Consider the following 26,616-nt stretch of genomic DNA (forward strand, 5'->3'; position numbering starts at 1 on the left):
ACAGAAGATGCTGGCGGTCTTTCTGAAAACCCTGCCCTTCTTCGGGCTGATCGGGCTGGGCTGGCTGGCCGCCCGCACGCGGTTCTTTCCGCAGGAAGGCGCGGCATGGCTGACGAAGTTCGTCTTCTATTTCGCGCTGTCGGCGATGCTGTTCCGCTTTGGCGCCCGGCTGGATCTGGCGGCGCTGTTCGACGGGCGGTTCGTCCTGGCCTATCTGGGGGGGTCGCTTGCGGTCTGGATGATCGGCCTGGCCGCCGCCCGGGCCCGCGGCCTGCCCGTGGCCGAGGCGGCGATGGAGGCGCAGTGCTGCATGATCGGCAACACCGGCTTTCTGGGGGTGCCGATGCTGGTGGTGCTGCTGGGCGAACAGGCCGTCGGGCCGGTCCTGATGGTGCTGACCATCGACATGCTGGTCTTTTCCACCCTGATCACCCTGATCATCCATGCCGGCCGCAGCGGCGGGCTGCGTTTGGCGACGGTGATCCCGATCCTGCGGGGCATCGTCGCCAACCCGATGATCCTGTCGATGGTTGCGGGCCTGGCTTGGGCGCAGATGCGCCTGCCCCTGCCCGTCCCCCTGGACGAGTTCCTGGCCATGCTGGGTGCTGCGGCCACGCCCGGCGCGCTGTTCGCCATCGGCGCCAGCCTGGCGGGGCGGCGGATCGGGCGACTTGCGGCCTCGGCCTGGCTAAGCGGAGCCAAGCTGGTCCTGCATCCGCTGGCCGTGGGACTGGCAGCCTGGGCGCTGCGCGTCGAGCCGGTGGCGGCAGGCGTCATGGTCGCGGCGGCGGCCCTGCCGGTGGCGGGCAATGTCTATATCCTGGCGCAGTATTTCGGCGTGGCCCAGCAGAGGGTATCGGCGGCAATCCTGATTTCGACCGCAGCCAGCATCGTGACGATACCGCTGGTGATGCTGCTGATCGGGCAGGCCTGAGGGGATTATCGGGATAAATGGTCGGAGCGAGAGGATTCGAACCTCCGACCCCCTGCTCCCGAAGCAGGTGCGCTACCAGGCTGCGCTACGCTCCGACCGTGACGGGGCAGGTAGCGCGGGGCCGGGCGGATTGCAAGCCCCGTCAGGGCCGCGGCGGCCATATTCTTTGCAGAAGCGTCGTGCGTGGCGCCGTTACCGTTTCCGCCCGGATGCGCGAGGCGATTACCGGGCGGTTGGCCGAATTGCCGCCGCGCCCCTCGCGCCAGACGATATAGATGCCCGATGCGATGATGATGGTGGCGCCCCCGAAGGTGGGCAGGTCCAGAACCTCGTTGAAGAAGATCCAGCCATAGGCGGTGGCCCAGAGGATCTGGGAATACTGCATCGGCGCGACGATCGCGGCCTCTCCGGCCCGGTAGGCCAGGATCAGCAGGAAGCCCGCGACAAGGCCAAGGCAGGCGATCACCCCTGCAAGCGCCAGATGCGCCAGTTCCATCGGCCGGTAATCAACCGCAAGCGAGGCGCCGGTGGCCAGGAAGTTGCCCAGCATCGGCCACATCAACAGCACCAGCGGGCGTTCCGACCGGCCCAGCTTGCGCAGGATCACCGCCGTCGTGGCCGAAGCGATGGCCGAGGCGAGCGCCGCAAGGTGGCCCCATTCCAGCGGCTGTGCGCCCGGGCGCAGCACGACCAGCACCCCCAGAAGGCCGATCACCACCGCCGCCCAGCGATGCAGGCCAACCTTTTCCCCCAGGATCGGGATCGACAGGATCGTGACCAGCAGCGGCGCCGCGAACAGGATCGAATAAACCTGCGCCAATGGCAGTCGGGAAAAGGCGAAGAAGCTGCCCATCCCGGCGATCACCCCCACCACCGTGCGCACCGCGACCCAGCCGGGATTGGCGGGACGCAGCGTGCCGGGCGTCGGGTCGCGCATGATGATGACCATCACCAGCGGGAAGGACAGCAGGGACGAAAAGAACAGCACCTGCAGCGCAGGATACTGCGCCCCAAGCACCTTGATGACCACGTCATGCGTCGCATAGATGCCCATCGCCAGCAGGGCCAGGGCCGCGCCGCGGACGTTGGACGCGGTTTCCATCAGGCTTGCGACAGGGCCGCGACGATCCGGTCGCCCATCTCGGCGGTGGACACGGGCGTGCCGCCTTCCGGTCCCATCAGGTCTGCGGTCCGCACGCCGTCGGCCAGCACCTTTTCCACCGCCCGTTCCAGATCAGAGGCGGCCTGGCCCTGGTCGAAGGAATAGCGCAGCGCCATGGCGAAGGACAGGATGCAGGCGATGGGGTTGGCCTTGCCCTGGCCCGCGATGTCGGGGGCGGATCCGTGGACGGGTTCGTACATCGCCTTGGGCCGGCCATTCGCCATCGGCGCGCCCAATGATGCCGAGGGCAGCATTCCCAGGCTGCCGGTCAGCATGGCGGCGGCATCCGACAGAAGGTCGCCGAACAGGTTGTCGGTCACGATCACGTCGAACTGGCGCGGGTTGCGCACCAGCTGCATCGCGCCGTTGTCGGCATACATGTGGGTCAGGTCCACGTCGGGATATTCGTTGTCATGGACCCACTGCACCTCCTCGCGCCAGAGGATGCCGGATTCCATCACATTGGCCTTCTCCATCGAGCAGACCTTGTTGTTGCGGCGCCGCGCGAGTTCAAAGGCCGAACGGGCCACGCGGCGGATTTCGCCGGATGTGTAACGCTGGGTGTTGATGCCGACGCGGCCGCCCTCGTTGTCGGGATTGTTGTCATCGGAATGGATGCCGCGCGGTTCGCCGAAATAGACGCCCGAAGTCAGTTCCCGCACGATCAGGATGTCGAGGCCCGCCACCACCTCGCGCTTGAGGCTGCTGAAATCGGCAAGCGCGTCAAAGCACTGGGCGGGGCGCAGGTTGGCGTAAAGGTCCATTTCCTTGCGCAGGCGCAAAAGGCCGCGTTCGGGTTTGACGCTGAAATCCAGCAGGTCGTATTTCGGCCCGCCGACCGCGCCCAGCAGCACCGCGTCCACCACCTGCGCCTTGACCATCGTCTCGTCCGTCAGGGGCGTTCCATGCGCGTCGTACGAGGCGCCGCCGACCAGGCCTTCGCTGATGTCGAAGGACATGCCGCGATTGGCCCCGAACCAGTCGATGACCTTTACGACCTCGGCCATGACTTCGGGGCCGATCCCGTCGCCGGGCAGGATGAGAAGCGAATAGCTGTCGGACATGGTTCCTCCGGTCCTTGGTCGCGCCGTCGCGTTTGGTGCTAGTCCGCTGGCCGGGGCTGGTCAAGTTGACGCGCGGGGACGATTGCACATCTTGCACCTTTTGCGGCGATCGCACAGCCTGCGCCCGAAACGCGAGCGGAGAGCGCAAAGAATGCCGGTCCTATCCCTGGGCATCGTCAGCCTGGTGCTGGCCTATGTCCTCAGCCAGTTCTACCGCGCCTTCCTGGCGGTCCTGACGCCGGTCCTTGGCGTGGAACTGGGGGCCAGGCCGGGGGATCTGGCGCTGTCGTCGGGGCTGTGGTTCGCGGCCTTTGCGGCCATGCAGATCCCGGTGGGGCGGATGCTGGATCGGATCGGGCCGCGCCTGACGGTGGCCCTGCTGCTGGGCGGGGCGGGCGGCGCAGGGGCAGCGGTCTTTGCCCTGGCCCAGGCGCCGTGGCACCTGCATCTGGCGATGGCGCTGCTGGGCGTGGGTTGCGCCCCGGCGCTGATGGGGTCCTATTACATCGTCGCGCGGGAATATCCGGCCTCGGCCTTTGGGGCGATGGCGGGGATGATCGTGGGCTTCGGCTCGCTGGGCAACATCCTGGGCGCGACGCCGCTGGTCTGGGCAATCGACACGCTGGGCTGGCGCGCCAGCATCGCGGGCCTTGGCCTTGCCACAGTCGGCGTGGCGCTGCTGATCCTGGCAACCGTGCGCGATCCTGCGAAGCTGGGCGCCGGTCATCCGCAGGGGTCGCTGGCCGAGGTGCTGCGCCTGCGCGCCCTGTGGTTCATCCTGCCGCTGTTCTTCGTGAACTACGCGGCTTCGGGCGCGATCCGGGGGCTTTGGGCGGCACCCTACCTGGAACGGGTCTTCGACGCGGATGCGATCCTGATCGGGCGGGCGACGCTGGCCATGGGCGTGGCGATGATCCTGGGCAATTTCCTGGTGGCCCCGGCCGTGCGGCTGGTGGGCAGCCTGCGCCGGACGGTGCTGATCTTCACCGGCTGCACGCTGGCGGTGATGGGGTTCCTGGTCATGAACCCCGATCCGGGGCTGGGGCTTGCGGTGGTGATGCTGGCGCTGATCGGGCTGTCGGGGGCGGGCTATGTGCTGCTGATGGCGCATGGGCGGTCCTTCCTGCCGGATCACCTTGTGGGGCGGGGGGTGACCTTCCTGAACATGATCTCGATCGGCGGCGTCGGCGTGATGCAGTTCGCTTCCCGGCCCGTGTTCCAGGCAGCCGCTGCGGCCTATGCCCCGCCGCAGGCTTTCGCTATGCTGTTCGGGTTCTTCGCGGTCCCGCTTGCCATCGGGTTCGCCCTGTACTTCCTGACGCCCGAGGCCCGGAATGCCTGATCCGATGACGGACCCGCTGGTCGTCGCCCCCAACCTCAAGCGCCGCCTGTCGGGCGTCACCGCGACCGTGGTCCGGCTGATCCCGGTGCAGGCCCGCACCATCGCGATCCGCGCCACCGGCCCCGGCCTTCCGCCCGAGGTGCCGCACATCCCCCTGGCCCGCGCCGCACTGATGCCGCGCGACCGCTGGCGGGTCTGGCACGCGCGGCGCAACACGGAAATGGCGCTTGGCCTGATCCTGCGCCACCTGCTGCGGCGCAAATACCGGCTGCTGTTCACATCCGCCGCGCAGCGCCGCCATACGGGCTTCACCAAATGGCTGCTCCGCCGGCAGGACGCGCTTGTCGCGACATCGGACAAGGCGGCCAGCTATCTGGACCGGCCCGCGACGGTGGTCATGCACGGGGTGGATACCACGGTCTTCCAGCCACCCGCCGACAAGGCCGCGCTGCGGCGCGAACTGGGCCTTGACCCCGATGCGGTGCTGATCGGCTGCTTCGGCCGGGTGCGCGCGCAGAAGGGCGTGGATCTTCTGGTCCGCGCGGGGCTGCGGCTGCTGCCGGACCGCCCGCGCGTGAAGATCGTCTTCACCGGCCGCATCACGCCCGACAACCGCGCCTTCGCCGACGAATTGCTAAGTGAAATCCGCGCGGCGGGGCTGGAAGACCGCATCCGCTTCCTGGGCGAACTTCCCTGGGACCAGGTGGTGCGCCATTACCAGGCGCTCGACCTGTTCGCGGCCCCCGCCCGGTGGGAGGGCTTCGGCCTGACGCCCCTGGAGGCAATGGCCTGCGGCGTGCCCGCGGTCGCCGCCCGCGTCGGCGCCTACGAGACGCTGATCCGCGACGGCGTGACCGGCAGCCTTGTGCCGCCGGACGATCTGGATGCGCTGACAGAAGCACTGCAGCACTGGCTGGATGACGAGGGCGCGCGTCAGGCGGCGGGCCGCGCCACCCGTGAGCATGTCGCCACCAACCACGCGATCGAAGGCGAGGCCCGTGCCCTGGTGGCAATCTACAACGATTTGCTGGCCCGGCCATGAACAAGCTGTTCTTCTATTCCGCCCGCCTGATGCGCGATGAAACCGCGCTGCAATCCCTGTCGGTCCCGCAGGGCAACCTGCTGGCGGATCTGGAAGGCAAGCGGGTCGCGCTGATCGGCAATGCCCGGTCTCTGGCGCAAACCCGTCACGGCGCGGCCATCGATGCCGTGGATCTGGTGATCCGCATCAACCGTGCGCCGATGCCCGGCCCCGACAGCCACGGCACCCGCACCGACTGGCTGGCCCTGGCGGTCCGCCTGGCGGACGAGGATCGCACCCGGCTGAACCCCTCGCGCCTGTTGTGGATGTCGCCCAAGCGCAAGAGGCTGGGCTGGCAGGTCGCCAGCAGCCCCGGTTTCTATCTGCATCCCCTGCCCGACTATCACGCGCTGAAGGACAGGCTGGCCGCGCCGCCCACCACGGGGGCGATGCTGATCGACCTGCTGCTGCGGTCGTCGCTGGCAAGCCTGACCCTTTACGGCTTCGATTTCTTCGCCAGCCAAAGCCTGTCGGGCCGGCGCACCGCCGATCAGGTGCCCCACGACTTCGGCGCCGAAGCCGCCTGGGTCGCGGATCTGCGCCGCAGAGACGCCCGCCTGACGCTGGCCTAAAGAAACCCGATCCAGCGACCCGCCAGCAGCACCGACAGCCAAAGCCCCGCCGAGATCCCGGCCAGCACCCGCATGGCCGTGTCGGCAACCCCGGTGACCACGACCCTTTGCCAGCCCAGCCGGTGCAGCAGGGCGACATTGCCAAGCGCCGCCACCAGCAGGACCAGCTTCCAGCGGAAGGCGGCGTTGCCCAAGTATTCCGTCGCGCCGACCGACCACAGGCAGAACCCCGTCAGCATCGCCAGGCCAAGCCCCGCGCCCGCCATGCGCGACAGGAAGGGGCCGATCACGGCCAGGGACGGCCCGCGCAGCACGCCCAGCATCCGCAGGTCCAGCGGCAGGATCGCGCCCAGCAGCAGCCCGATCCCCAGGATATGCGTGGCGTTCAGGACCATGTAGACGGTGCCGGACCCGCGCAGCATCCGGGCCAGGCTTGACGCCTCGATCCAGGCCGCAAGCTCCATCACCCGTCAGTCAGACCGGATGCGTTCGGGATACATGTCATAGTTCCGGCCGTCGATGACGATGCGGACGGCCTTGATATGCGCCTCGGCCCGGTCGCGGTCGCGGTTGCCGATCACGGTGACGGCGTCGCCCACGGCGGCGGTGTCCGGCCCGAAACCCGACCGCGTCGTCCGGCCCGGATTGCCCAGTTCCACGAACCAGACGGTGCCGTCGGCCGCCCTGACCCGCAGGCTGGGATGGGGCGGAGCCATCGAGATCTCCTCGATCACCCCTTCCAGGCGCGATTGCTCGGGCTCGGCCCAGGACCAGCCGTGATGGGCCAAGGCTGGGTGCGCCGCAGGAACCATGACCGCAAGGGCCAGAAGCGCGGGGCGAAGGATGCTGAACATGAGCCGGCCTTTCCCGTTTGACCGGCCAAGGATAGCGCGCCCTGCCCGGCCGGCGGATGACATTGGCGTGACCCCGGCGCCGGTCCGGCTGCCGGGCCTTTCCCCTTTCCTTGCACCCCCCCATGCGCTAAACGCAGCCGACCGCCAGAAAAGGAGTCCCAAGGAGATGGGCTACAAAGTCGTCGTCGCCGGCGCCACGGGGAATGTGGGCCGCGAAATGCTGAACATCCTCGAGGAACGCATGTTCCCGGTGGACGAGATTGCCGCACTGGCCTCGCGCCGGTCGCAGGGCACCGAAGTCAGCTTTGGCGACAAGACCATCAAGGTGAAGGACATCGAGCAGTTCGACTTCACCGGCTGGGACATCGCGCTGTTCGCGATCGGATCGGACGCGACCAAGGTCCATGCCCCCCGCGCCGCCCAGGCCGGCTGCGTGGTGATCGACAACTCGTCGCTGTATCGCTATGACCCGCAGATCCCGCTGATCGTGCCCGAGGTGAACCCCGACGCGATCCACGACTACAAGAACAAGATGATCATCGCGAACCCCAACTGCTCGACCGCGCAGATGGTGGTGGCGCTGAAGCCGCTGCACGATCGCGCGCGCATCAAGCGTGTCGTCGTGTCCACCTACCAGTCCGTGTCCGGCGCCGGCAAGGAGGGCATGGACGAGCTGTGGGACCAGACCAAGGGCATGTATGTCCCGGGCCAGGAAGTCGCGGCCAAGAAGTTCCAGAAGCAGATCGCCTTCAACGTCATCCCGCAGATCGACGTCTTCCTGGACAGCGGCGACACCAAGGAAGAATGGAAGATGACGGCCGAGACGAAGAAGATCCTCGACCCGTCCATCAAGGTCACCGCGACCTGCGTGCGCGTCCCGGTCTTCGTCGGCCATTCTGAATCCATCAACGTCGAGTTCGAGGATTTCCTGGACGAGGACGAGGCCCGCGACATCCTGCGCGAGGCGCCGGGCATCCTGGTCGTCGACAAGCGCGAGCCGGGCGGCTACACGACGCCGGTCGAATGCGTGGGTGATTTCGCCACCTTCGTCAGCCGCATCCGGCAGGACGTGACGGTCGAAAACGGCCTGAACCTGTGGTGCGTCAGCGACAACCTGCGCAAGGGCGCGGCGCTGAACGCGGTGCAGATCGCCGAACTGCTGGGCAACCGCGTCCTGAAGAAGGGCTGACCCGGTGTTCGACTGGATCACCAGTTTTCTGGACAGCGGCGGGGCCCTGGCCATCGCCGCGCTGATGCTGCTGGAAAACGTCTTTCCGCCGATCCCGTCGGAACTGATCATGCCGCTGGCGGGCTTCAACGCCGCGCGCGGCGGCACGCCCTTGTGGCTGGCGATCCTGGCCGGTGGCCTGGGATCGCTGGCGGGCGCCTATTTCTGGTACCTGGCGGGCCGCGCCTTTGGCGCCCACCGGCTGCGCCGCCTGATCGCAAGCCACGGCCGCTGGCTGACCCTGACCCTGTCCGAGTTTGAGGCGGCCGAGGGCTGGTTTCAGCGCCACGGTCGCGCGGTCGTCTTCTTCGGCCGCTTCATCCCGACGGTGCGCACGCTGATCTCGATCCCCGCCGGGATCGAACGGATGCCGCAGGGTCAGTTCCTGCTGTTCACCGCGCTTGGCAGCTTCATCTGGTCGGGCGGGCTGGCGCTTGCAGGCTATCTGCTGGAAGACCAGTACGAAAGCGTGGAACACTGGATCGACCCGCTGTCCACGGCGGTGGTGATCGGGATCATCGCGCTTTATCTGTGGCGCGTGATCCGCTGGAAGCCCGACGCCTGAAGGGCGCCGGGCGACCTTCTTCCCGATCAGACTTCCACCCAGTTGCGGCCGCCTTCGACGGCCTGGACCAGGGTGCCTTCGCTGATGTCGTGGACAAGCCCGTGAATCGACATTTGGCCGGATTCGACCGCCTGCTTCACGAAGGGGAAGGTCATCAGGTTCTCGATCGAGACCAGCACCGCCTCGCGTTCCAGGGCCGCGACCTGCTGGTCCTCGGGCAGGTCCTTCACGCGGTCATAGCCGGGGCGCAGCACATCCATCCAGCGGCCGACGAAGCTGGTCTTCTCCTCCAGCTCGGGGGCGCGGCCCGAACACATCGCGTGGCATCCCGCCACGCCACCGCAGCTGGTATGGCCCACCACGATCAGATGGGCGACCTTCAGCGCCGTCACCGCATATTCGACCGCAGCCGAGGTGCCGTGCTGCAACCCGTCGGGCGCATAGGGCGGCACCAGGTTGGCGATGTTGCGGTGGATGAAGAACTCGCCCGAATCCGCGCCGAAGATGCTGGTGACATGGACGCGGCTGTCGCAGCAGGAAATCACCATGGCCCGCGGCCTCTGGCCGTCGGTCGCCAGGCGGCGATACCAGGCGCTGTTTTCCGAATAGGACGTGGCCCGCCAGCCGTGAAAGCGGCCAACAAGATATTGCGGCAGAGGACGGATGTTGTGCATGTCTCACCCCTTTGATCCCGCGTTTGATAGGCGGAGATTGAGATAAATTCGAGAGGTTTCTTTCGGCGCCATCAAGGCTTTTTTCACGGCAAAAGGCCATCTTGCCGGGACTGGACGTGCAAGAAGGCAAGGGTAAGGCAGATGGCACAGATCATGGCGTTGGCCGTATCGGAACCGGTCCGGGTGGATTCCCGCCGGCTGGGCGACATCGTCACCGAATTGGGCGAAACCGCGGCGCAGAACGTCATTGGCCTGGCCCTGGAACAGTTGGCCACGGCACTGACCCTGGCCGACAACGCAATCCGCGCGAACAACCTGCCCGAGGCCGTGCGGCAATGCGACCTGCTTGCGCGGCTGGCCTGGCAGATCGGGCTTCTGTCGCTGGCCGGGGTGGCGATGGATCTGGGCTTCTGCGCCGAACGGGGCCAAGCCGTGCCGATCGGGGCGGTCCATGCGCGGCTGATGCGGGTAGGCAATCGCTCGCTGACGGCGATCTGGGACCGCAGCCAGTTGGCCTGAGGCCGGGGTTGCGGGTGAGCATCCAGCCTGTAATCTCGGCCCGACAGATCAAGGACAGGCCATGACACCCGATTTCGCGCCCGATTCACCCGATGCCCTGCCGCTCTGGGCGGTGTGGAAAGGCGATCCGCTGGCCGAACAAGCCGGCCCCTGGCCCGCGGCCAGCGGCTTTTCGGGCAAGCTGGGGGAAATCTGCCTGCTGCCCGATGCGTCGGGCGGGCTGTCCGGGGCGCTTCTGGGCCTGGGGGACCGGGCGCAGGCCAGCCGCCACCGCTTCGCGATGGCCCATGCGGCAGGCCTGCCCAAGGGCCTGTGGCGGCCATTCCTTCCGGACGACCTGGACCCGGACGAGGCCGCGCTCGCCCTGCTGCTGGGTCAGTACCGCTTCACCCGCTACAAGGGCACGCCCCATGACGGGGCGCGTTTCATCTGCCCCCAGGGCGCCGACGCGCACAGGATCGCGGCCCAGGCGGCAGGAGAGTTCCTGACCCGTGACCTGATCAACACCCCGGCCAATGACATGGGCCCCGACGCCCTGGAAGCCGCAGCCCGCGCCCTGGCAGGAGAAGCGGGCGCCAGCGTCGCCGTCACGACCGGCGGGGATCTGCTGGACGCGAACCTGCCGATGATCCATGCCGTGGGGCGGGCGGCGGAACAGGCCCCGCGCCTGATCGACATCCGGCTGGGCGATGCCGGGCCGCGGCTGACCATCGTCGGAAAGGGGGTCTGCTTCGACACGGGCGGGCTGGACATCAAGCCCTCGGCGTCCATGCTGCTGATGAAGAAGGACATGGGCGGCGCGGCGACCGCGCTTGGCCTGCTGAAGATGCTGGCCCTGACTGGCGCAGCGGACCGGATGCGGATTCGCGTGCTGCTGCCGGTGGTCGAGAACAGCGTCGCGGGCAACGCCTTCCGACCGGGCGACGTGCTGACCAGCCGCAAGGGCCTGACGGTCGAGGTGAACAACACCGATGCCGAAGGCCGCCTGATCCTGGCCGATGCCCTGACCCTGGGGGCCGAGGAATCGCCCGACCTGATGATCTCGCTTGCGACGCTGACGGGGGCTGCGCGGGTGGCGCTTGGGCCCGATCTGCCGCCCTTCTATTGCGACGACGATGCGACGGCGGATGCCCTGTCCCGCGCCGCGATGGCCGCGCGCGATCCCCTGTGGCGGATGCCCTTCTGGGACGGCTACGAATCGCAGATCGAGCCGCCGATCGCGGATCTCGACAACGCCCCCTCGGGCGGGATGGCAGGGTCGATCACCGCCGCGCTGTTCCTGCGCCGCTTTGCCCAAGGCGCCGGGCGCTATGTCCACATGGACATCTACGGCTGGCAGCCGGTCCTGGCCCCAGGCCGTCCCAAGGGGGGCCTGGGCCAGGGCGCGCGCGCGATCCTGGCCGCCCTGCCCCGGATCCTCGCATGACGCTGGACCGCCGCCTGACCCCTGCGACCGACCGCGTTGCGCTTGAATGCCTGGCGGGCGTGCTGGAACGTCCCGCCTACACGCCGGGCCATGCCGCGCGGCTGACCGTGCCGCTGGCCGACCTGATGACCGCCCCCGAGGGCCGCCGCGACCGGCAGGTCAATTTCGGCGCCGACGTGACTGTGATCGAGACCCGGGGCGACTGGTGCTTCGTGCAGGCAGCCCTTGACGGCTATTGCGGCTGGCTGCCCGCAGCGTCTCTGGGCCGGGACCTGCCGCCGATCACCCACCGCGTCACCGCCCCCGCCACCCATGTCTATCCTGCACCGGACATGAAGCAGCGGGAACTGGCCAGCCTGTCCATCGGCGCGCGCCTGTCCGTGACGGGGGCCGAGGGGCGCTTTGCCCGCCTGGCCACCGGCGGCTTCGTCCCCGCCCAGCATGTGGGCGACGGACCCGCCACGGACCCAGTACCCGTCGCCGAAAGCCTGCTGGGCACGCCCTATCTGTGGGGTGGCAACGGCCGCTGGGGGATCGATTGTTCGGGCCTCGTGCAGGCCGCGCTGACCGCCTGTGGCATCCCCTGCCCCGGCGACAGCGATCTGCAGCGCGATGCCTTCCCTGCGGCGGATGACATCCGGCGCGGCGACCTGCTGTTCTGGCCGGGCCATGTCGCGCTTGCGATGTCGCCCGACCGGATGATCCACGCGACGGCCTTCGCCATGGCGGTGATCGCGGAACCCATCGCGGGCGCCCTCGCCCGGATCGACGCGGGCGGCGACGGGCCCTTCCTGGGCATCCGCCGCCCGCCTCTGGCGCAGCCTGCCGCCTTGGCCTAGACCCCGCCGAAAAGGAGGCCCGGCCCATGTTCACCGTTTCGCTGATCGCATCGCCCCTGCGCGCCAACCTGGCCCGGGATGTGGCGCAAGCCCTGGCCGATCGCTGGGGCGGCGGGCCGCTGCGGTGGCTGAACCCCGGCGTCGCGGCCGAATTCGACGTCGAAGCCCGTCCAGCCGATACCGAAGCCGCCTGGGCTGCGCTTCAGCAGCAGACGCTGGATCTGGCGGTCCAGCCCGCGCAGGACCGGCGCAAGCGGATCCTGCTGGCGGACATGGATTCGACCATGATCGGCCAGGAATGCATTGATGAACTGGCCGACATGGCGGGCGTCGGTCCCCGCGTGGCCGATATCACCGCCCGCGCCATGAACGGCGAACTGGACTTCAACGGCGCCCTGACGGAACGCGTCTCGCTGCTGGCCGGGCTGAAGGACAGCGTGATCGCGGATGTGCTGGCGTCGCGCATCACCATGGCATCGGGCGGCGCTGAACTGGTGGCGACGATGCGGGCGAATGGCGGCTATGCCGCGCTTGTGTCGGGCGGCTTCACCGCCTTCACGGAAGCCGTGGCCGCCCGCCTGGGCTTCGACGAACACCGCGCCAATACCCTGCTGGCCGAAGGGGGCCTGCTGACCGGGCAGGTGGCGCTGCCGATCCTGGGTCGCGAGGCCAAAGTCGAGGCGCTGATCCAGATCGCCATGGCACGCGGCCTGACGCCGTCGGATGTCATTGCCGTGGGCGACGGGGCCAATGACCTGGGGATGATCCAGATGGCCGGAACCGGCGTCGCGCTGCACGCCAAGCCCGCCGTCGCCGCGCAGGCGCCCATCCGCATCAACCACGGCGACCTGACCGCGCTTCTATATCTTCAGGGCTATTCCGCCGCCGAATTCGTCACGGGCTGATCGCCAGAACCGTGTCCGCCGCAGGCCGCGCGAGGCTGGCCGCGGCACCCGTCCCGGCCCAGAAGGCGCCGTATCCGTGATGCCCTTGTGCCGATGCGGCAGCGTGCAGCGCCTTGCCGATGCCATAGGCGACCGGATAATCTGCGGCCGCCGCATCCGCGATGGCCGTAAAATCGTTGACCAGGCATCGCGCAGGACGTCCCGAAATCGCGCGCGTCATCACGGTCCGGCCGCCCGACAGCGCGGCGCGATGCGCCGGGGGCGTTGCGGCCTCGGGCGCGCGCAGGAAGGCGGTGCCGCATTGCACGGCCGCCGCGCCCGCATCCATCGCCGCCCGCGCCGCGCCGCGGTCCATGATCCCTCCCGCCGCCACGACCGGAAGTCCCAGCGGCAGCAGCGCCCGCGCCAGGGCCAGATGACCCAGCCGTTCGTCCGGGCCATCCGGTTCGAAGATGCCCCGATGCCCGCCCGCCTCGAAGCCCTGCGCCACGATCACGTCGAAGCCCGCATCGACGATCGCCTTCCCCTCGGCCAGCGAGGTTGCCGTCGCCCAAAGCGCGCAGCCCGCAGCCTTTAGCGCCACGATCTGGTCGGGGCCGGGCAGCCCGAAGTGACAGCCAACGATGGCAGGCCGTTCGGCCAGCAGGACCGACAGCATCGCGTCATTACCACGGAAGCTGGGGTAAATCTCGGCCAGTTCACGCGGCGGGCTGGCGCCGAACCGGGCGAATTCCGGTTCAAGGGTCTGAATCCAGGTCGCTTCGCGCGCAGCATCGCGGCGGGCAGGGGCATGGCAGAACAGGTTGACGCCAAAGTCCCTTTCCGTGCCCTGCCGAACGGCGCGGATTGCCTTGGCCGCGCCCACAGCATCCAGGGCACCCAAAGCCAGAAAGCCAAGCCCGCCCGCTTCGCAGACCGCCACCGCCATCTCCGGCGTCGAGGTTCCCGCCATGGGCGCCTGCACCACGCGATGCGTCAGGGTGTTTAACATCGGCCGCCTCCATCTTCTGTGCGCAAGTATCCCACGGGGGTCCGGGGGTGTGATACCCCCAGCTTTACAAACGCCTGCCAAAGGCGCATGGCGCGGATCATGCTGAACCTTTCCCTTGAGCTTGTTGTTCTTCTGGCCGCCGCGGGCTTTGCGGCGGGCTTCATCGACTCCATCGCGGGCGGCGGCGGGCTGATCACCCTGCCCGCGCTGATGCTTGCCGGCATTCCGCCTGCACAGGCCCTGGCCACGAACAAGGTCCAGGGGGTCTTCGGGGCCGCCACGGCGGCGATCAGCTATGCCTCGCGCGGGCTGGTGGATCTGCGCAGCCAGTGGAAATCCGCATTGATCGCGGGGGCTGCCGGGGCAGCAGGGGCAGGCCTTGTCAGCTTTTTGCCGACCGACCAGTTGCGGCTGGTCCTGCCGGTGATCCTGATCGGCATCGCCGCCTTTTTCGCGCTGAAGCCGGGCCTGAACGACCTCGACCGCGTCCAGAGGGTCGCGCCCGCGGTTTTCGCGGCAACAGCCGTTCCACTGGTCGGCTTCTATGACGGCGTCCTGGGGCCGGGTGCGGGATCGTTCTACATGATCGCCTTCGTGACCCTGGCGGGCTACGGCGTGCTGAAGGCGACCGCCCATACGAAGCTTCTGAACTTCGCCTCGAACCTGGGCGGCCTGCTGGCCTTCGCGCTTGTGGGCCAGCCCCTTTGGGTGGTGGGGATCGTGATGGGCGCCGCGCAGATCGCCGGGGCGACGCTGGGGTCGCGGCTGGCCTCGCGGATCGGGGCGCGGCTGATCAAGCCGCTGCTGGTCGTCACCTCGACCGCGCTTGCGCTGCGGCTGATCTGGCAGATGATCTAGGCGGGAAAGCCGGGCGAGGTCCGCATCTCTCCGGTGACGATGCCGCGCCAGTTGCGGATCGGGTCCGTCAGGAAGCGGCCGACCGCGGGGTCGTTGTCGCCCAGCACGCCCAGATGGACCAGCAGCGCGGTGATCGCGGCCTCGGCGGCGCGGGTGCCGCCGTCACGGATCTTCAGCGCGACGCCCAGGCCCTGGTCGGGAAGGATGGCGACGAAGACCGCCTCGGCCCCGGTCTTGGCGGCGACGCGGCCGCCCATGGCACGCATCAGGATCGTGCAGGCCCGCCCTTCGCCCGCGACCATCTCGGGATGGGTGCGCATGGCATCCACCAGCCGCCGCATCGCCTGGCCGCGCCGATCCTGGCCCGGATCGGCAAAAGCCGCCATCGCCCGGCCAAGCCCCGCCAGCGAACAGGACCAGTTCGGGGCCGAACAGCCGTCGATGCCGTAGCCGGGGCTGACTTCACCCGTGACTTCCTCGAAGGCGGCCTTCACGGCGGTCTGGACCGGATGGTCCGGCTCCACGTATTCCGGCCCGCCCTGCAGATGCCGGTTCAGCGTCAGGAAGCCAGCGTGCTTGCCCGAGCAGTTGTTGTGCAACTGGCAGGGGCTTTCGTCGCCGCAGGTCAGGCGGCGGTTTTCATCCGCGTCGCGGGGCATGTGGCAGCCGCAGCGCAGGTCAGGCTCGCCCAGATCCAGCCCGCGCAGCCACTGGTCCACCGCATCGACATGGATCCGCGCGCCGCTGTGGCTGGCGCAGGCAAGGGCAAGCTGGCGGTCGGTCAGCCCCGCCGCGTCGGCCGCGCCGCTTTCGATCAAGGGCAGCGCCTGGATCATCTTGCAGGACGATCGCGGAAAGACGATCCGGTCGGGCCTGCCCCAGGCTTCGACCACGCCCTTGGTGTCGCAGATCACCGCATCGCCGCGGTGCAGGCTTTCGCGCTGACCGCCGCGCCACAGTTCGATCAACTCGGCTGAACGCATCGCCTGTCCTTCCCCTGACAATTGCGCGATTTCCTGCCTTGCGCTCTTTCTCGCGCAATGATTTTGGCTATCCTGACCGCAGAAGGTTGAAAAGACCACAGCAATCGGGAACAACGCCCGCAGATGAGGCGAAACCCATGGCAGGAGGCCAGAGCATGACCAACACCACGCTGCGCGGCATGACCGCCGCCCTTGTCCTGATGGCCGGACTGGGGACAGCAGTGGCGCAGGAATCCACCAACGTCGTCGCGACCGAAGGCGACTGGACCGTCTTTGCCGCCGAAAATCCCAAGGAATGCTGGGCCGTGTCGCCGCCCAAGGCCACGCAGAACACCGACGCCAATGGCGCCCCGCGCGAGGTGACGCGCGGCGACATCCGCCTGTATGTGGCCTATCGCCCCGGCCAGAACGGCGAGGTCAGCTTCAGCGGCGGCTATCCCTTCGCTCCTGACAGCACGGTCGAGGTCGATATCGGCGGCAACAAGTTCAACCTGTTCACCGAAGGCGAAAGCGCCTGGACCGGCAGCGCATCCGATGACGAACGCCTGATCACGGCCCTGCGCGGCGGATCGAATGCGGTCATTACCGGGCGGTCGTCGCGCGGCACCGTGACCAAGGATACGTTCAGCCTGGCGGGCATCACCGCGGCCACCAATACGGCCCGGTCGCGCTGCCAGTAAGGCATGGGGGCGCTGCCCCCGTCCCTTCGCTGGGCTTCGCCCGTTCATCCCTGAAAAAAGGTCCCCTGGACCTTTTTCCTGGTGCTCCTCACCCCGGGATATTTGAACACAGAAGATGCAGCGGGGCCGGGTTGATTTTCGGCCTCGTTTCGCTTATCTGCGGGTCTTTCGCCCCAGATCGGTAATGCCATGAATGCGCCCATCACGCAGGACGTCCTGACCCTTCCCCGCAAGCTGCCCGACAGCGGGCGGGTGAACATCGTCGGGCTGACGCGCGACCAGTTGCGCCAGGCGCTGATCGACGCGGGCACGCCCGAGAAGCAGGCCAAGATGCGGGTGGGCCAGGTCTGGCAGTGGGTTTATCACTGGGGCGTGCGCGATTTCGCGCAGATGTCGAACCTTGCCAAGGATTACCGCGCGCTGCTGGCCGACAGGTTCGAGATCACCCTGCCCGAGATCGTCACCCGCCAGATCAGCAGCGACGGCACCCGCAAGTACCTGGTCCGCATTGCCGGGGGCCACGAGGTCGAGACCGTCTATATTCCCGAGGAAGGGCGCGGCACGCTGTGCGTGTCCAGCCAGGTCGGCTGCACGCTGACCTGTTCCTTCTGCCACACCGGGACGCAGAAGCTGGTGCGCAACCTGACCGCCGGGGAAATCGTCGGCCAGTTGATGCTGGCGCGCGACGACCTGGGCGAATGGCCCGAGCCCGGCGCGCCGAAGGACGAGACCCGCCTTGTCAGCAACATCGTCCTGATGGGCATGGGCGAGCCCCTCTACAACTTCGACGCCGTGCGCGACGCGATGCGCGTCTGCATGGACAACGAGGGGCTGTCGCTTTCGCGCCGCCGCATCACCCTGTCCACCAGCGGCGTGGTCCCCGAGATCGCGCGGACGGCCGAGGAGATCGGCTGCCAGCTTGCCGTCAGCTTCCACGCCACCACCGACGAGGTTCGCAACATCCTGGTGCCGATCAACAAGCGCTGGAACATCGCAACGCTGCTTGACGCGCTGCGCGATTATCCGCGGCTGTCCAACAGCGAGCGGATCACCTTCGAATATGTGATGCTGGCCGGCGTGAACGACAGCGACGAGGACGCGCATCGCCTGGTGGATCTGATCCGCGGCATCCCCGCCAAGATCAACCTGATCCCCTTCAATGAATGGCCCGGCGCGCCCTACAAGCGATCCAGCAACAACCGCATCCACGCCTTTGCCGACATCATCTACAAGGCGGGCTATGCCAGCCCGATCCGCACGCCCCGGGGCGAGGACATCATGGCCGCCTGCGGGCAGTTGAAGTCGGCGACGGAGCGGGGGCGCAAGTCGCGGGCCGAGATCGCGGCAGAGGCGGCGGGCTGATCGGGTTTCCATTTCCCGTCCACTAGCTCGGCGCCGCCGAGCCTTGGGATCGTCATGACCTGGTCCCTTGGCCAGGAAGCCATTTCCTCGGCCGTTTGGCCATGTTGACAGGTTCGCGACCGTCGGCAACCCTCGTCCAGTCTGATTTCAAGGACCGGGGTCCGGCGGGACGTGGGCAACATGAACATCCTGAGGTCTGCACGCCTTCATGCGTCCCGGATCCGGTCCGCCGCGAAGCTCCGCTCGACCGACCGACTGGATGTGGTCCCAAAAGTCAGGAAGAGGCGCCTGAGCTATCTGGCCGATGACAAGCTGAGGAACCTGATCTCTTCGCTGGACGAGATCGGAAGGAAAGGTGTCCAGGGGCAGGTGATCGAAGCCGGTTGCGCGCTTGGCGGATCGCTCGTGGTCATCGCGGCCTATGCCCAAGGCAGGATCATCAACGAATACGACACGTTCGAGATGATCCCGCCTCCGGGTCCGGAGGATCCGCCGGATGTTCACGAACGCTACGCGATCATCGCAAGCGGCAACAGCAAGGGCATCGGCGGCGACGAATATTACGGCTACAGGCAGGATCTGCTGGCATTCGTCAGGTCGCAGGTCGCCGAGATCCTGGGCGACGAGGCGCTGGACAGCATCCTGTTCCACAAGGGCCTGTTGCAGGACACCATGAAGATCGACGGCCCGGTCGCCTTCGCCCATATCGACGTCGACTGGTACGATCCCGTAAGCTTCAGTATTTCCAGGATCTGGCCCGTCCTCTCGACCGGCGGCATCCTCATCTTCGACGATTACTTCGACTGGGGTGGATGCAGGAAGGCCGTTGATGAGTTTTTCGGTTCGAGAACGGATTGCCGCCTCGAGACGGCCTGCGGGCACCTGAAGGTCACCAAGATCTAGCGCCTTCGCTGCCTTTGCGCAAACCGCCCGGAACGCTGGGTATCAGCGCGGCTTTTCCCACCCGTCGATGATCTCCACCGCCTCCTGCGCCGTTTCGACGTAATGGATCAGGCCAAGGTCTTCTTCCGAGATCGTGCCCGACTCGGCCAGGGCCTTCCAGTTGATGATGCTGTCCCAGAACTCGGCCCCGAACATCAGGAAGGGGACGCGGGCCATGCGGCCGGTCTGGATCAGGGTCAGGGCCTCGAAGGTTTCGTCCAGGGTACCGAAGCCGCCGGGGAAGATGGTGATGGCCCGCGCTCGCATCAGGAAATGCATCTTGCGGATCGCGAAATAGTGGAAGTTGAAGCAAAGCTCGGGCGTCACATAAAGGTTCGGCGCCTGTTCGTGGGGCAGCACGATGCCCAGGCCGATGGACTTGCCGCCGACCTCGTGCGCGCCCAGGTTGCCGGCCTCCATCACGCCCGGGCCTCCGCCGGTGGTGATGACGAAGTCGCGCCCGCCGGTTTCCAGGCTGCGCCGGGTCATCTCTCGCGCGAAGAGGCGCGCTTCCTCGTAATAGGCGGACAGCTTGGCCAGCGCCGGGGTGCGGGCGGTCGCGGCGTTTTCCGGCGAAGGGATGCGCGCGCCGCCGAACATCACCACCGTCGATTCCACCCCCGCTTCGTCCAGCAGCATCTGCGGCTTCAGCAGTTCCAGTTGCAGGCGGACCGGGCGCAGTTCCTCCCTCAGCAGGAAATCGCGGTCGGTGAAGGCCAGCTGGTAGGAAGGCGATCGGGTCTGGGGCGTGTCGGGGATCTGGCTCGCGCGCGCCGCGTCCTCGTCACTGTGCGGAAAGGGATGGGCGCGGTCTTCGGCGGTCTTGCTGGCGTCGTTCATCGGATCCTCTGATTGCACGGGCCTTGTCCCAGGCTTATAGCCCCGGGGTGACAGTTTCCACCCGCCGCAGTGATCCAGGAGAGGCCATGACCCAAGCACTTGAGACCGCCATCGAGGCCGCGTGGGAGGCCCGCGCCGATATCGACAGCGCCACGACCGGCTTCGTGCGCGAGGCGGTCGAGGAAACCTTGGCGCAATTGGACAGCGGCGCCCTGCGCGTGGCCGAAAAGCGCGGCACCGACTGGCACGTGAACCAGTGGGCGAAAAAGGCTGTGCTGCTGTCCTTCCGCCTGAACGACATGGAACAGATGTCGGGCGGCCCGCAGGGGTCCAACTGGTGGGACAAGGTGCCGACCAAGTTCGAAGGCTGGGGCGACAACCAGTGGCGCGCGGCCGGCTTCCGCGCCGTGCCGGGCGCCATTGTCCGCCGGTCCGCCTTTATCGGCAAGGGGGCGGTGCTGATGCCCTCTTTCGTGAACTTGGGCGCCCATGTGGGCGAGGGCACGATGGTCGATACCTGGGCCACCGTCGGCTCTTGCGCGCAGATCGGAAAGAACGTCCACCTGTCGGGCGGCGTGGGCATCGGCGGCGTGCTGGAACCCCTGCAGGCCGGCCCCACCATCATCGAGGACAACTGCTTCATCGGCGCCCGGTCAGAGGTGGTCGAAGGCTGCATCATCCGCGAGGGTTCGGTCCTGGGGATGGGCGTCTTCATCGGCCAGTCCACCAAGATCGTCGATCGCGAGACCGGCGAGGTGATGTATGGCGAGGTTCCGGCCGGATCGGTCGTCGTCGCGGGGTCGATGCCGTCCAAGAACGGCGTCAGCCTGTATTGCGCGGTGATCGTCAAGCGGGTGGATGCGCAGACGCGGTCCAAGACCTCGATCAACGAACTGTTGCGGGATTGACGACGCTTTATATCGACGCCGACGCCTGCCCGGTCAAGGCCGAGGCCGAGCGCGTGGCGACGCGCCTGCGGGTGCCGATGGTGCTGGTGTGCAACGGCGGGCTGCGGCCGCCAGCCAATCCGCTGGTCACGCTGAAGGTCGTCGCCGAAGGCCCGGACGAGGCCGACAAGTGGATCGCCGAACAATGCGGGCCGGGCGATGTGGTGGTGACGGCCGACCTGCCACTGGCCGACCGCTGCCTCAAGGCCGGGGCGCGGGTCGTCACCCATGACGGCGAGGTGCTGAGCGTCGCCAATATCGGCCCCCGGCTGGCCACGCGCGACCTGATGGCGGATCTGCGGGCCTCGAACCCCTTCATGCAGGGCGGGGGCGCGGGCTTCTCGAAGGCTGACCGGTCGCGGTTCCTGCAGGTGCTGGACCGCGAACTGGGCGCTGCCCTGCGCGGCTAGGCACCGGGGATCCGGGTGCTGTGGTCGATCCGCTGACGCCCCTGCCCTCCACGTCCCTTGCAGAAACCACGGCCGGCCTTCCGGCAGCGGAATGCCTGTCGGGGCGGGTTGTCCACCCGTCAGGGATTTGCCATCCTGCTGTCGATTGGCTGCGGCCTGTTCTGGTTTCTGCAACAAACGGGCAAAAGCCCGTTGTCTTGCCTTGCGGTCCCACCGCGCATGGCTATAACCCCGGACGATTTGCAAGCCGCCAGCCCCGAGGGACCACCATGCCGAAAAGAACCGATATCAAGTCGATCCTGATCATCGGCGCAGGCCCCATCGTGATCGGCCAGGCCTGCGAGTTCGATTATTCCGGCGCCCAGGCCTGCAAGGCCCTGCGCGAGGAAGGTTACCGGGTGATCCTGGTCAACTCGAACCCCGCGACCATCATGACCGACCCGGAAATGGCCGACGCGACCTATATCGAGCCGATCACCCCTGAAATCGTCGAAAAGATCATCGCCAAGGAACGCCCCGACGCGCTGCTGCCCACGATGGGCGGGCAGACCGGGTTGAACACGGCCCTGGCCCTGGCCGACATGGGCGTGCTGAACCGCTATGGCGTCGAACTGATCGGCGCGCAGCGTGCCGCCATCGAGATGGCCGAGGATCGCAAGCTGTTCCGCGAGGCGATGGACCGGATCGGGCTGGAAAACCCCAAGGCCACCATCGTCGCCGCGCCGAAGCTGCCCAGCGGCAAATACGACGTCAACGCGGGCGTCCAGCAGGCGATGGACGCGTTGGAGGAAATCGGCCTGCCCGCGATCATCCGTCCCGCCTTTACCTTGGGCGGGACCGGCGGCGGCGTCGCCTATAACCGCGACGATTACGAACGGATCGTGCGTTCGGGCCTGGATGCCAGCCCTGTGGCACAGGTTCTGGTCGATGAAAGCCTGCTGGGCTGGAAGGAATACGAGATGGAGGTGGTGCGGGATCGCAACGACAATGCCATCATCGTCTGCTCCATCGAGAACGTGGATCCGATGGGCGTTCATACGGGCGATTCCATCACCGTGGCCCCGGCGCTGACCCTGACCGACCGCGAATACCAGATCATGCGCAACGGAAGCATCGCCGTGCTGCGCGAGATCGGCGTGGAAACCGGCGGATCGAACGTGCAATGGGCGATCAACCCGGCTGACGGCCGCATGGTCGTGATCGAGATGAACCCGCGGGTGTCGCGGTCCTCGGCCCTTGCATCCAAGGCCACCGGCTTCCCCATCGCCAAGATCGCCGCCAAACTGGCCGTCGGCTATACGCTGGACGAGCTGGACAACGACATCACGAAGGTCACGCCCGCCTCGTTCGAGCCGTCCATCGACTATGTCGTCACCAAGATCCCGCGCTTTGCATTTGAGAAGTTCCCCGGCTCCAAGCCCGAACTGACCACGGCCATGAAATCGGTGGGCGAGGTGATGGCGATCGGCCGCAGCTTCCACGAATCGCTGCAAAAGGCGCTGACCTCGATGGAGAACGGCCTGACGGGGCTGGACGAGATCGCCATCGAGGGGGCGGCCGAACAAGGCAAGCCCGCCGTGATCGCCGCGCTGTCCCGCGCCACCCCGGACCGCATCCGCATCATCGCCGAGGCCATGCGCTTTGGCATGAGCAATGACGAAATCCAACGCGTCACCAGCTTCGACCCCTGGTTCCTTGCGCGGATCCGCGAGATCGTCGATGCCGAGCATGAGGTCCGTCACCAAGGGCTGCCCACCGATCCCGAGGGGCTTCGCCGTCTGAAAATGATGGGCTTCACCGACGCCCGGCTGGCCCATCTGACCGGGCGCGACGAGGCCGAAATCCGCCGCGCCCGCCGCAATGCCGGCATCTTGCCGGTCTTCAAGCGCATCGACACCTGCGCCGCAGAATTCGAGGCTCAGACCCCCTATATGTATTCCACCTATGAAGCCCCGGCGATGGGCGACGTAGAATGCGAATCGCGCCCAACGGCGGCCAGGAAGGTCGTCATCCTGGGCGGCGGGCCGAACCGCATCGGCCAGGGGATCGAGTTCGACTATTGCTGCTGCCATGCCTGCTTTGCCCTGACCGAGGCGGGCTATGAAACCATCATGGTCAACTGCAACCCGGAGACGGTCTCGACCGACTATGACACTTCGGACCGTCTCTACTTCGAGCCGCTGACCCTGGAGCATGTTCTGGAAATCCTGCGCGTCGAGCAGGAGAACGGCACCCTGCATGGCGTGATCGTGCAGTTCGGCGGCCAGACGCCCTTGAAGCTGGCCAATGCATTGGAAGCCGAAGGTATCCCGATCCTGGGCACGACCCCCGACGCCATCGACCTGGCCGAGGATCGCGAGCGGTTCCAGAAACTGCTGAACGACCTTGAATTGAAGCAGCCGATCAATGGCATCGCCAGCAGCGACGAACAGGCCATCCGGATCGCCGAGCGCATCGGCTTTCCGCTGGTCATTCGCCCCTCCTATGTGCTGGGCGGGCGCGCGATGGAGATCGTGCGCGACATGGACCACCTGCGCCGCTACATCACGGACGCGGTCAGCGTTTCCGGCAAGAATCCCGTCCTGCTGGACAGCTATCTGTCCGGCGCGATCGAAGTCGATGTGGACGCGCTGTCGGATGGCGAGAATGTCCATGTCGCCGGCATCATGGAACATATCGAGGAGGCTGGCGTCCATTCGGGCGATTCGGCCTGCTCACTGCCTCCGCACACGCTGGATGCCGCCACCATCGAGGATCTGAAACGCCAGACGGTCGCAATGGCCCGGGCGCTGAGGGTCAAGGGCCTGATGAACGTGCAGTTCGCGCTGAAGGACGGCGCGATCTATGTGCTCGAGGTGAACCCGCGCGCGTCGCGCACCGTGCCCTTCGTCGCCAAGGCCACCGACAGCGCCATCGCCAGCATCGCAGCACGGCTGATGGCGGGGGAACCCTTGTCGAACTTCCCGCTGCGCGATCCTTATCCCGCGGGCGTCGGCCCCGAAACCGACCTGCCATTCGCCGATCCGCTGACGCTGGCAGATCCGATCACACCCTGGTTCTCGGTCAAGGAGGCGGTGCTGCCCTTCGCGCGCTTCCCCGGCGTCGATACGCTGCTGGGCCCGGAGATGCGTTCGACGGGCGAGGTCATGGGCTGGGACCGCAACTTCGCCCGCGCCTTCCTCAAGGCGCAGATGGGGGCGGGCACGCAACTGCCCTCCGAAGGCCGGGTGTTCATCTCGGTCAAGGATACCGACAAGACCGCCGCCCTGGCCGATGCCGCCCGCGATCTTGTCGCCATGGGCTTCACCCTGGTCGCGACCAGCGGCACCGCCGATTTCCTGGCCGACGCCGGTGTCGCGGCTGTGCGCGTGAACAAGGTCTATGAAGGCCGTCCGAACATCGTCGACCGTCTGAAGAATGGCGATATAGCGATGGTCCTCAACACGACCGAAGGCGCCCAGGCGATCGCCGACTCGCGGGAAATCCGTGCCGTAGCCTTGTACGACAAGATCCCTTACTTCACGACCGCAGCCGGCAGCATCGCCGCCGTTGCCGCGATCAAGTCGCGCGAGGAAGGGGAAGTGGGGGTCCGCAGCCTCCAAGCCTGACGGGCCAGAGGGCGGTCTGCTTGTTCAGGTCGCCTCCGCCATATTCAGCCCTGGACCATCGCGGGGTCCGAGTTGACCAGGTCAGACTCGGACGTTTCCTCGCGCGGGACCACCTGCCCAAATCACTGGCGGCCGCCGCCCAGCCGCCACCCGCGGCTTGGGGCATCTACAGTTCGCCCTTGCAGTGCCGATGCCTGACAGGGGAAGCGAAGTCCTGCTGGCAGACATTTCGTTCCTGCCACCGTCGTTCCATCATCTTTGACGGGACAACAATGTCATGGCAGCGGCATAGCGGTTGCTGGAGGTATTGGCCTGTACCTGGGACAGGGCAAGATAGCGCGTCACCAGCTTGTCAATCGAGGCCTCGTCGGCGATCTTGGAAAAGCTGCTGCTTCCGAGCACCCGCTCTGATGCCGACATGAACAGTTCCAGTTGCCGATCAACGGGAAGGTTGGCGACCGCCTTGTTCAGGCCGAAGGCCCCGGCAAACACCGTCCGCAAAGGTTCGTTGCCCAAAACCTCGAACCACATTGTCCGGTCGCTGGACGCGCGAGCAGCAAAGGCCTTCACCTCATTGCGGGCGTTCAGCGCCAGGCGATATGTTTCATTACCCTCGCCTACCCGCTTTTCGAACTGCCGCTGGACATAGGCCTCGGCTATGGCTTGGCTTGCTGCCCCTGCGTTGCTGCGGCCTTGGAAAGCCTTGGCAAGCTTGAGGTATCGCTTGTCCCCCAGACGATTGGCAAGGGACGCCGTATCGGCCAAGTCGGATTCCAGGACCTTCCGAATGAAGGCCTTGTTCGCGGCGTCCTTGTCCAACCCGAAAGCGCCCAGGGCGACCTGCAGCATCTTGTAGTCGCCCACAAGATCCTCGGCCGAGGTCGCGGCAGTCAGGTTTTCGCGGAAATAGCCGGTGGCTCGCTGGACAAGGGGATCCTTTGCCGTGGTTTCGACATGCCGCGCCTCCATTCGCTGCAGGACACGCCAACCGGCCAGCCCCCCCAATCCCACCGCGATCGCTGCGCTCATGATGTTCTCATGAGCGGCGCGCCTGGATCAGCAGATCTTCCTGCGGCAGCAGATCGCGCAGCCTTCGCAAAGCCGGATAGATTGCGCCGTCTTCGGCATAGCTGCGGGCTTCCTGCAGGATGGCATGGCTGGGGCCATCCGCGAAAACCATTGAAAGCTGGGCCATCGACAGCAGCAACTGGCGTTTGCCCTCGGCCAGATCGGCATCGCCGGACAGGATCAACTGGGCGATATAGCAGGCCCTGCCGACAGGGGTATTTGCCCGGTCCGGATGGATCGCATCCTTGAGCCGAAGGACATTTGCATTGGGCGTGCGAATGGCAATCTTGGTCCGACGATCGCCGTTTTCGACGACTGCACCATTGATAAGCACCCGCTCGTTCGGGGCCAGCTTCAACACAAGGCCGCTCATGTCGCAGCCTCTTGGCGCAAGCCGCGCATGACGGCCAGGTTGATGTCGATCAGCGGGGCAAGTTCCGCGCCGTTCGCCAAGGCGCGGTGGCCGTGACGCAACGCAAATCCGGCAAGCGACAGCAGCCCGGCGCGAAGCTGGTCAGGCAGGCTGTTCCCGTCGCTGGCCAGGTCCGAGGCCAGAATGGTCCAAAGTTCATTGTTCTTGTGGACGGCCTGGATCAGGTCGGTGTGACTTCCCCCTGCTGCATGGCGCAGCATCCGGGTGACACGAGAGAAGACGTCATATTCCGCATCCCGCGCAGTGCGAAGGATGCCGTTTCCATATCGGGGGGTGGAAAAAGACGAAACCGCGTTCAAGGTGGATCATCCTGATCTGAAGGCAAGCAA

General features: G+C 66.9%; 28 protein-coding genes and 1 tRNA gene. 17 read left to right on the forward strand and 12 right to left on the reverse strand.

The window, feature by feature from the left end:
• Positions 1-7 precede the first annotated feature (7 nt).
• Positions 8-934, forward strand: coding sequence for an AEC family transporter (locus IE224_RS02625; RefSeq protein WP_191307871.1), 927 nt, complete (start codon positions 8-10; stop codon positions 932-934).
• 18 nt (positions 935-952) lie between these two features.
• Here the strand turns inward: IE224_RS02625 and IE224_RS02630 are convergent.
• The 3 genes from IE224_RS02630 to leuB form a co-directional block, all read right to left on the reverse strand.
• Positions 953-1,029, reverse strand: a tRNA-Pro gene (locus IE224_RS02630).
• A gap of 47 nt (positions 1,030-1,076) precedes the next feature.
• Entirely contained in the window at positions 1,077-2,036 is a 960-nt protein-coding gene (locus IE224_RS02635) for a DMT family transporter (RefSeq protein WP_191307874.1), read from the reverse strand.
• Positions 2,036-3,160, reverse strand: a complete 1,125-nt coding sequence (gene leuB / locus IE224_RS02640; protein WP_191307877.1) for a 3-isopropylmalate dehydrogenase — start codon at positions 3,158-3,160, stop codon at positions 2,036-2,038. Before leuB ends, IE224_RS02635 begins: the two co-directional genes overlap by 1 nt.
• Before the next feature lie 151 nt (positions 3,161-3,311).
• Between leuB and IE224_RS02645 the strand changes: the two genes are divergently transcribed.
• From IE224_RS02645 to IE224_RS02655, 3 genes are read left to right on the forward strand one after another with little or no spacing between them, the layout of a single operon-like run.
• The gene (locus IE224_RS02645) at positions 3,312-4,502 is read left to right on the forward strand and encodes an MFS transporter (protein ID WP_191307879.1); all 1,191 of its coding nucleotides are present in this window, start codon (positions 3,312-3,314) and stop codon (positions 4,500-4,502) included.
• A 4-nt stretch (positions 4,503-4,506) separates the two neighbouring features.
• A complete protein-coding gene (locus IE224_RS02650) occupies positions 4,507-5,544 on the forward strand; it encodes a glycosyltransferase family 4 protein (protein WP_191307880.1) in 1,038 nt (345 codons plus the stop codon).
• Positions 5,541-6,155, forward strand: coding sequence for a glycosyltransferase family 29 protein (locus IE224_RS02655; RefSeq protein WP_191307881.1), 615 nt, complete (start codon positions 5,541-5,543; stop codon positions 6,153-6,155). Before IE224_RS02650 ends, IE224_RS02655 begins: the two co-directional genes overlap by 4 nt.
• On the opposite strand, the gene IE224_RS02660 is transcribed toward IE224_RS02655, so the two are convergent.
• A complete protein-coding gene (locus IE224_RS02660) occupies positions 6,152-6,619 on the reverse strand; it encodes a DUF6644 family protein (protein WP_229849221.1) in 468 nt (155 codons plus the stop codon). The genes IE224_RS02655 and IE224_RS02660 overlap by 4 nt on opposite strands.
• Positions 6,620-6,625: 6 nt before the next feature.
• Complete coding sequence (locus IE224_RS02665) at positions 6,626-7,009, reverse strand: DUF6152 family protein (protein ID WP_191307883.1); 384 nt, start codon at positions 7,007-7,009, stop codon at positions 6,626-6,628.
• A gap of 166 nt (positions 7,010-7,175) precedes the next feature.
• Between IE224_RS02665 and IE224_RS02670 the strand changes: the two genes are divergently transcribed.
• Positions 7,176-8,198: an aspartate-semialdehyde dehydrogenase gene (locus IE224_RS02670; protein ID WP_167623212.1), complete on the forward strand. Its 1,023-nt coding sequence runs from the start codon at positions 7,176-7,178 to the stop codon at positions 8,196-8,198.
• Between the two features lie 4 nt (positions 8,199-8,202).
• Positions 8,203-8,802, forward strand: coding sequence for a DedA family protein (locus IE224_RS02675; RefSeq protein WP_191307884.1), 600 nt, complete (start codon positions 8,203-8,205; stop codon positions 8,800-8,802).
• Between the two features lie 26 nt (positions 8,803-8,828).
• Here the strand turns inward: IE224_RS02675 and IE224_RS02680 are convergent, their stop codons facing one another.
• Complete coding sequence (locus IE224_RS02680; protein ID WP_167623214.1) at positions 8,829-9,476, reverse strand: carbonic anhydrase; 648 nt, start codon at positions 9,474-9,476, stop codon at positions 8,829-8,831.
• A gap of 141 nt (positions 9,477-9,617) precedes the next feature.
• Here IE224_RS02680 and IE224_RS02685 point away from each other — a divergent pair, with 141 nt between their 5' ends.
• The 4 genes from IE224_RS02685 to serB all read left to right on the forward strand — a co-directional run bounded on the left by IE224_RS02685 (position 9,618) and on the right by serB (position 13,165).
• Entirely contained in the window at positions 9,618-9,995 is a 378-nt protein-coding gene (locus tag IE224_RS02685; protein ID WP_191307885.1) for a hypothetical protein, read from the forward strand.
• A 61-nt stretch (positions 9,996-10,056) separates the two neighbouring features.
• Entirely contained in the window at positions 10,057-11,421 is a 1,365-nt protein-coding gene (locus tag IE224_RS02690) for a leucyl aminopeptidase family protein (RefSeq protein ID WP_191307886.1), read from the forward strand.
• The gene (locus tag IE224_RS02695) at positions 11,418-12,260 is read left to right on the forward strand and encodes a C40 family peptidase (protein ID WP_191307887.1); all 843 of its coding nucleotides are present in this window, start codon (positions 11,418-11,420) and stop codon (positions 12,258-12,260) included. Before IE224_RS02690 ends, IE224_RS02695 begins: the two co-directional genes overlap by 4 nt.
• A 26-nt stretch (positions 12,261-12,286) precedes the next feature.
• Positions 12,287-13,165, forward strand: coding sequence for a phosphoserine phosphatase SerB (serB, locus tag IE224_RS02700; protein WP_191307888.1), 879 nt, complete (start codon positions 12,287-12,289; stop codon positions 13,163-13,165).
• Here serB and IE224_RS02705 read toward each other — a convergent pair.
• A complete protein-coding gene (locus tag IE224_RS02705) occupies positions 13,155-14,156 on the reverse strand; it encodes an NAD(P)H-dependent flavin oxidoreductase (RefSeq protein ID WP_191307889.1) in 1,002 nt (333 codons plus the stop codon). The two genes, serB and IE224_RS02705, sit on opposite strands and share 11 nt — an antisense overlap.
• A gap of 99 nt (positions 14,157-14,255) precedes the next feature.
• On the opposite strand from IE224_RS02705, the gene IE224_RS02710 reads away from it, so the two are divergent.
• Positions 14,256-15,014 (forward strand): TSUP family transporter, encoded by a 759-nt coding sequence (locus IE224_RS02710; RefSeq protein ID WP_191307890.1) that lies wholly within the window; start codon positions 14,256-14,258, stop codon positions 15,012-15,014.
• On the opposite strand, the gene IE224_RS02715 is transcribed toward IE224_RS02710, so the two are convergent.
• Complete coding sequence (locus tag IE224_RS02715; RefSeq protein WP_191307891.1) at positions 15,011-15,997, reverse strand: asparaginase; 987 nt, start codon at positions 15,995-15,997, stop codon at positions 15,011-15,013. The two genes, IE224_RS02710 and IE224_RS02715, sit on opposite strands and share 4 nt — an antisense overlap.
• A 155-nt stretch (positions 15,998-16,152) precedes the next feature.
• On the opposite strand from IE224_RS02715, the gene IE224_RS02720 reads away from it, so the two are divergent.
• From IE224_RS02720 to IE224_RS02730, 3 genes are all read left to right on the forward strand, one after another.
• Positions 16,153-16,677: an invasion associated locus B family protein gene (locus IE224_RS02720; protein ID WP_167623221.1), complete on the forward strand. Its 525-nt coding sequence runs from the start codon at positions 16,153-16,155 to the stop codon at positions 16,675-16,677.
• A 189-nt stretch (positions 16,678-16,866) separates the two neighbouring features.
• Positions 16,867-18,039: a dual-specificity RNA methyltransferase RlmN gene (rlmN, locus tag IE224_RS02725; RefSeq protein WP_191307893.1), complete on the forward strand. Its 1,173-nt coding sequence runs from the start codon at positions 16,867-16,869 to the stop codon at positions 18,037-18,039.
• Between the two features lie 180 nt (positions 18,040-18,219).
• Positions 18,220-18,942: a TylF/MycF/NovP-related O-methyltransferase gene (locus IE224_RS02730; protein WP_191307895.1), complete on the forward strand. Its 723-nt coding sequence runs from the start codon at positions 18,220-18,222 to the stop codon at positions 18,940-18,942.
• 42 nt (positions 18,943-18,984) lie between these two features.
• Here the strand turns inward: IE224_RS02730 and IE224_RS02735 are convergent, their stop codons facing one another.
• Positions 18,985-19,821 (reverse strand): LOG family protein, encoded by an 837-nt coding sequence (locus tag IE224_RS02735; RefSeq protein ID WP_191307897.1) that lies wholly within the window; start codon positions 19,819-19,821, stop codon positions 18,985-18,987.
• Positions 19,822-19,907: 86 nt separating this feature from the next.
• Here IE224_RS02735 and dapD point away from each other — a divergent pair, with 86 nt between their 5' ends.
• The 3 genes from dapD (at position 19,908) to carB (ending at position 24,786) form a co-directional block, all read left to right on the forward strand.
• Positions 19,908-20,729 (forward strand): 2,3,4,5-tetrahydropyridine-2,6-dicarboxylate N-succinyltransferase, encoded by an 822-nt coding sequence (gene dapD, locus IE224_RS02740; protein WP_191307899.1) that lies wholly within the window; start codon positions 19,908-19,910, stop codon positions 20,727-20,729.
• A complete protein-coding gene (locus tag IE224_RS02745; protein WP_191307901.1) occupies positions 20,726-21,178 on the forward strand; it encodes a YaiI/YqxD family protein in 453 nt (150 codons plus the stop codon). The genes dapD and IE224_RS02745 overlap by 4 nt, the downstream gene beginning before the upstream one ends.
• 269 nt (positions 21,179-21,447) lie before the next feature.
• On the forward strand, positions 21,448-24,786 hold the full coding sequence (gene carB, locus IE224_RS02750) for a carbamoyl-phosphate synthase large subunit (protein ID WP_191307903.1): 3,339 nt from the start codon (positions 21,448-21,450) through the stop codon (positions 24,784-24,786).
• A gap of 252 nt (positions 24,787-25,038) precedes the next feature.
• Here carB and IE224_RS02755 read toward each other — a convergent pair whose 3' ends face one another.
• Genes IE224_RS02755 through flaF form a run of 3 tightly spaced genes read right to left on the reverse strand, consistent with a single transcriptional unit; the run spans position 25,039 to position 26,586 of the window.
• Positions 25,039-25,815, reverse strand: a complete 777-nt coding sequence (locus tag IE224_RS02755; protein ID WP_191307906.1) for a DUF1217 domain-containing protein — start codon at positions 25,813-25,815, stop codon at positions 25,039-25,041.
• A gap of 7 nt (positions 25,816-25,822) precedes the next feature.
• Positions 25,823-26,227, reverse strand: coding sequence for a flagellar biosynthesis repressor FlbT (locus IE224_RS02760; protein ID WP_191307908.1), 405 nt, complete (start codon positions 26,225-26,227; stop codon positions 25,823-25,825).
• On the reverse strand, positions 26,224-26,586 hold the full coding sequence (gene flaF, locus IE224_RS02765) for a flagellar biosynthesis regulator FlaF (RefSeq protein ID WP_191307910.1): 363 nt from the start codon (positions 26,584-26,586) through the stop codon (positions 26,224-26,226). Before flaF ends, IE224_RS02760 begins: the two co-directional genes overlap by 4 nt.
• Positions 26,587-26,616 lie beyond the last annotated feature (30 nt).

Source organism: Paracoccus aerius (assembly GCF_014656455.1).
Classification (GTDB): domain Bacteria; phylum Pseudomonadota; class Alphaproteobacteria; order Rhodobacterales; family Rhodobacteraceae; genus Paracoccus; species Paracoccus aerius.

Excerpts from the sequence above, each read along its gene's own strand:
- IE224_RS02635 (WP_191307874.1), bottom strand. The coding sequence starts at position 2,036 with ATGGAAACCGCGTCCAACGTCCGCGGCGCGGCCCTGGCCCTGCTGGCG.
- IE224_RS02735 (WP_191307897.1), bottom strand. The coding sequence starts at position 19,821 with ATGAACGACGCCAGCAAGACCGCCGAAGACCGCGCCCATCCCTTTCCG.
- IE224_RS02715 (WP_191307891.1), bottom strand. The coding sequence starts at position 15,997 with ATGCGTTCAGCCGAGTTGATCGAACTGTGGCGCGGCGGTCAGCGCGAA.
- IE224_RS02755 (WP_191307906.1), bottom strand. The coding sequence starts at position 25,815 with ATGAGCGCAGCGATCGCGGTGGGATTGGGGGGGCTGGCCGGTTGGCGT.
- IE224_RS02680 (WP_167623214.1), bottom strand. The coding sequence starts at position 9,476 with ATGCACAACATCCGTCCTCTGCCGCAATATCTTGTTGGCCGCTTTCAC.
- IE224_RS02760 (WP_191307908.1), bottom strand. The coding sequence starts at position 26,227 with ATGAGCGGCCTTGTGTTGAAGCTGGCCCCGAACGAGCGGGTGCTTATC.
- IE224_RS02705 (WP_191307889.1), bottom strand. The coding sequence starts at position 14,156 with ATGTTAAACACCCTGACGCATCGCGTGGTGCAGGCGCCCATGGCGGGA.
- IE224_RS02670 (WP_167623212.1), top strand. The coding sequence starts at position 7,176 with ATGGGCTACAAAGTCGTCGTCGCCGGCGCCACGGGGAATGTGGGCCGC.
- IE224_RS02730 (WP_191307895.1), top strand. The coding sequence starts at position 18,220 with ATGAACATCCTGAGGTCTGCACGCCTTCATGCGTCCCGGATCCGGTCC.
- IE224_RS02695 (WP_191307887.1), top strand. The coding sequence starts at position 11,418 with ATGACGCTGGACCGCCGCCTGACCCCTGCGACCGACCGCGTTGCGCTT.
- IE224_RS02720 (WP_167623221.1), top strand. The coding sequence starts at position 16,153 with ATGACCAACACCACGCTGCGCGGCATGACCGCCGCCCTTGTCCTGATG.
- rlmN (WP_191307893.1), top strand. The coding sequence starts at position 16,867 with ATGAATGCGCCCATCACGCAGGACGTCCTGACCCTTCCCCGCAAGCTG.
- IE224_RS02690 (WP_191307886.1), top strand. The coding sequence starts at position 10,057 with ATGACACCCGATTTCGCGCCCGATTCACCCGATGCCCTGCCGCTCTGG.
- IE224_RS02665 (WP_191307883.1), bottom strand. The coding sequence starts at position 7,009 with ATGTTCAGCATCCTTCGCCCCGCGCTTCTGGCCCTTGCGGTCATGGTT.
- IE224_RS02660 (WP_229849221.1), bottom strand. The coding sequence starts at position 6,619 with ATGGAGCTTGCGGCCTGGATCGAGGCGTCAAGCCTGGCCCGGATGCTG.
- IE224_RS02655 (WP_191307881.1), top strand. The coding sequence starts at position 5,541 with ATGAACAAGCTGTTCTTCTATTCCGCCCGCCTGATGCGCGATGAAACC.
- IE224_RS02645 (WP_191307879.1), top strand. The coding sequence starts at position 3,312 with ATGCCGGTCCTATCCCTGGGCATCGTCAGCCTGGTGCTGGCCTATGTC.
- IE224_RS02650 (WP_191307880.1), top strand. The coding sequence starts at position 4,507 with ATGACGGACCCGCTGGTCGTCGCCCCCAACCTCAAGCGCCGCCTGTCG.
- dapD (WP_191307899.1), top strand. The coding sequence starts at position 19,908 with ATGACCCAAGCACTTGAGACCGCCATCGAGGCCGCGTGGGAGGCCCGC.
- IE224_RS02710 (WP_191307890.1), top strand. The coding sequence starts at position 14,256 with ATGCTGAACCTTTCCCTTGAGCTTGTTGTTCTTCTGGCCGCCGCGGGC.
- IE224_RS02625 (WP_191307871.1), top strand. The coding sequence starts at position 8 with ATGCTGGCGGTCTTTCTGAAAACCCTGCCCTTCTTCGGGCTGATCGGG.
- leuB (WP_191307877.1), bottom strand. The coding sequence starts at position 3,160 with ATGTCCGACAGCTATTCGCTTCTCATCCTGCCCGGCGACGGGATCGGC.
- IE224_RS02685 (WP_191307885.1), top strand. The coding sequence starts at position 9,618 with ATGGCACAGATCATGGCGTTGGCCGTATCGGAACCGGTCCGGGTGGAT.
- carB (WP_191307903.1), top strand. The coding sequence starts at position 21,448 with ATGCCGAAAAGAACCGATATCAAGTCGATCCTGATCATCGGCGCAGGC.
- serB (WP_191307888.1), top strand. The coding sequence starts at position 12,287 with ATGTTCACCGTTTCGCTGATCGCATCGCCCCTGCGCGCCAACCTGGCC.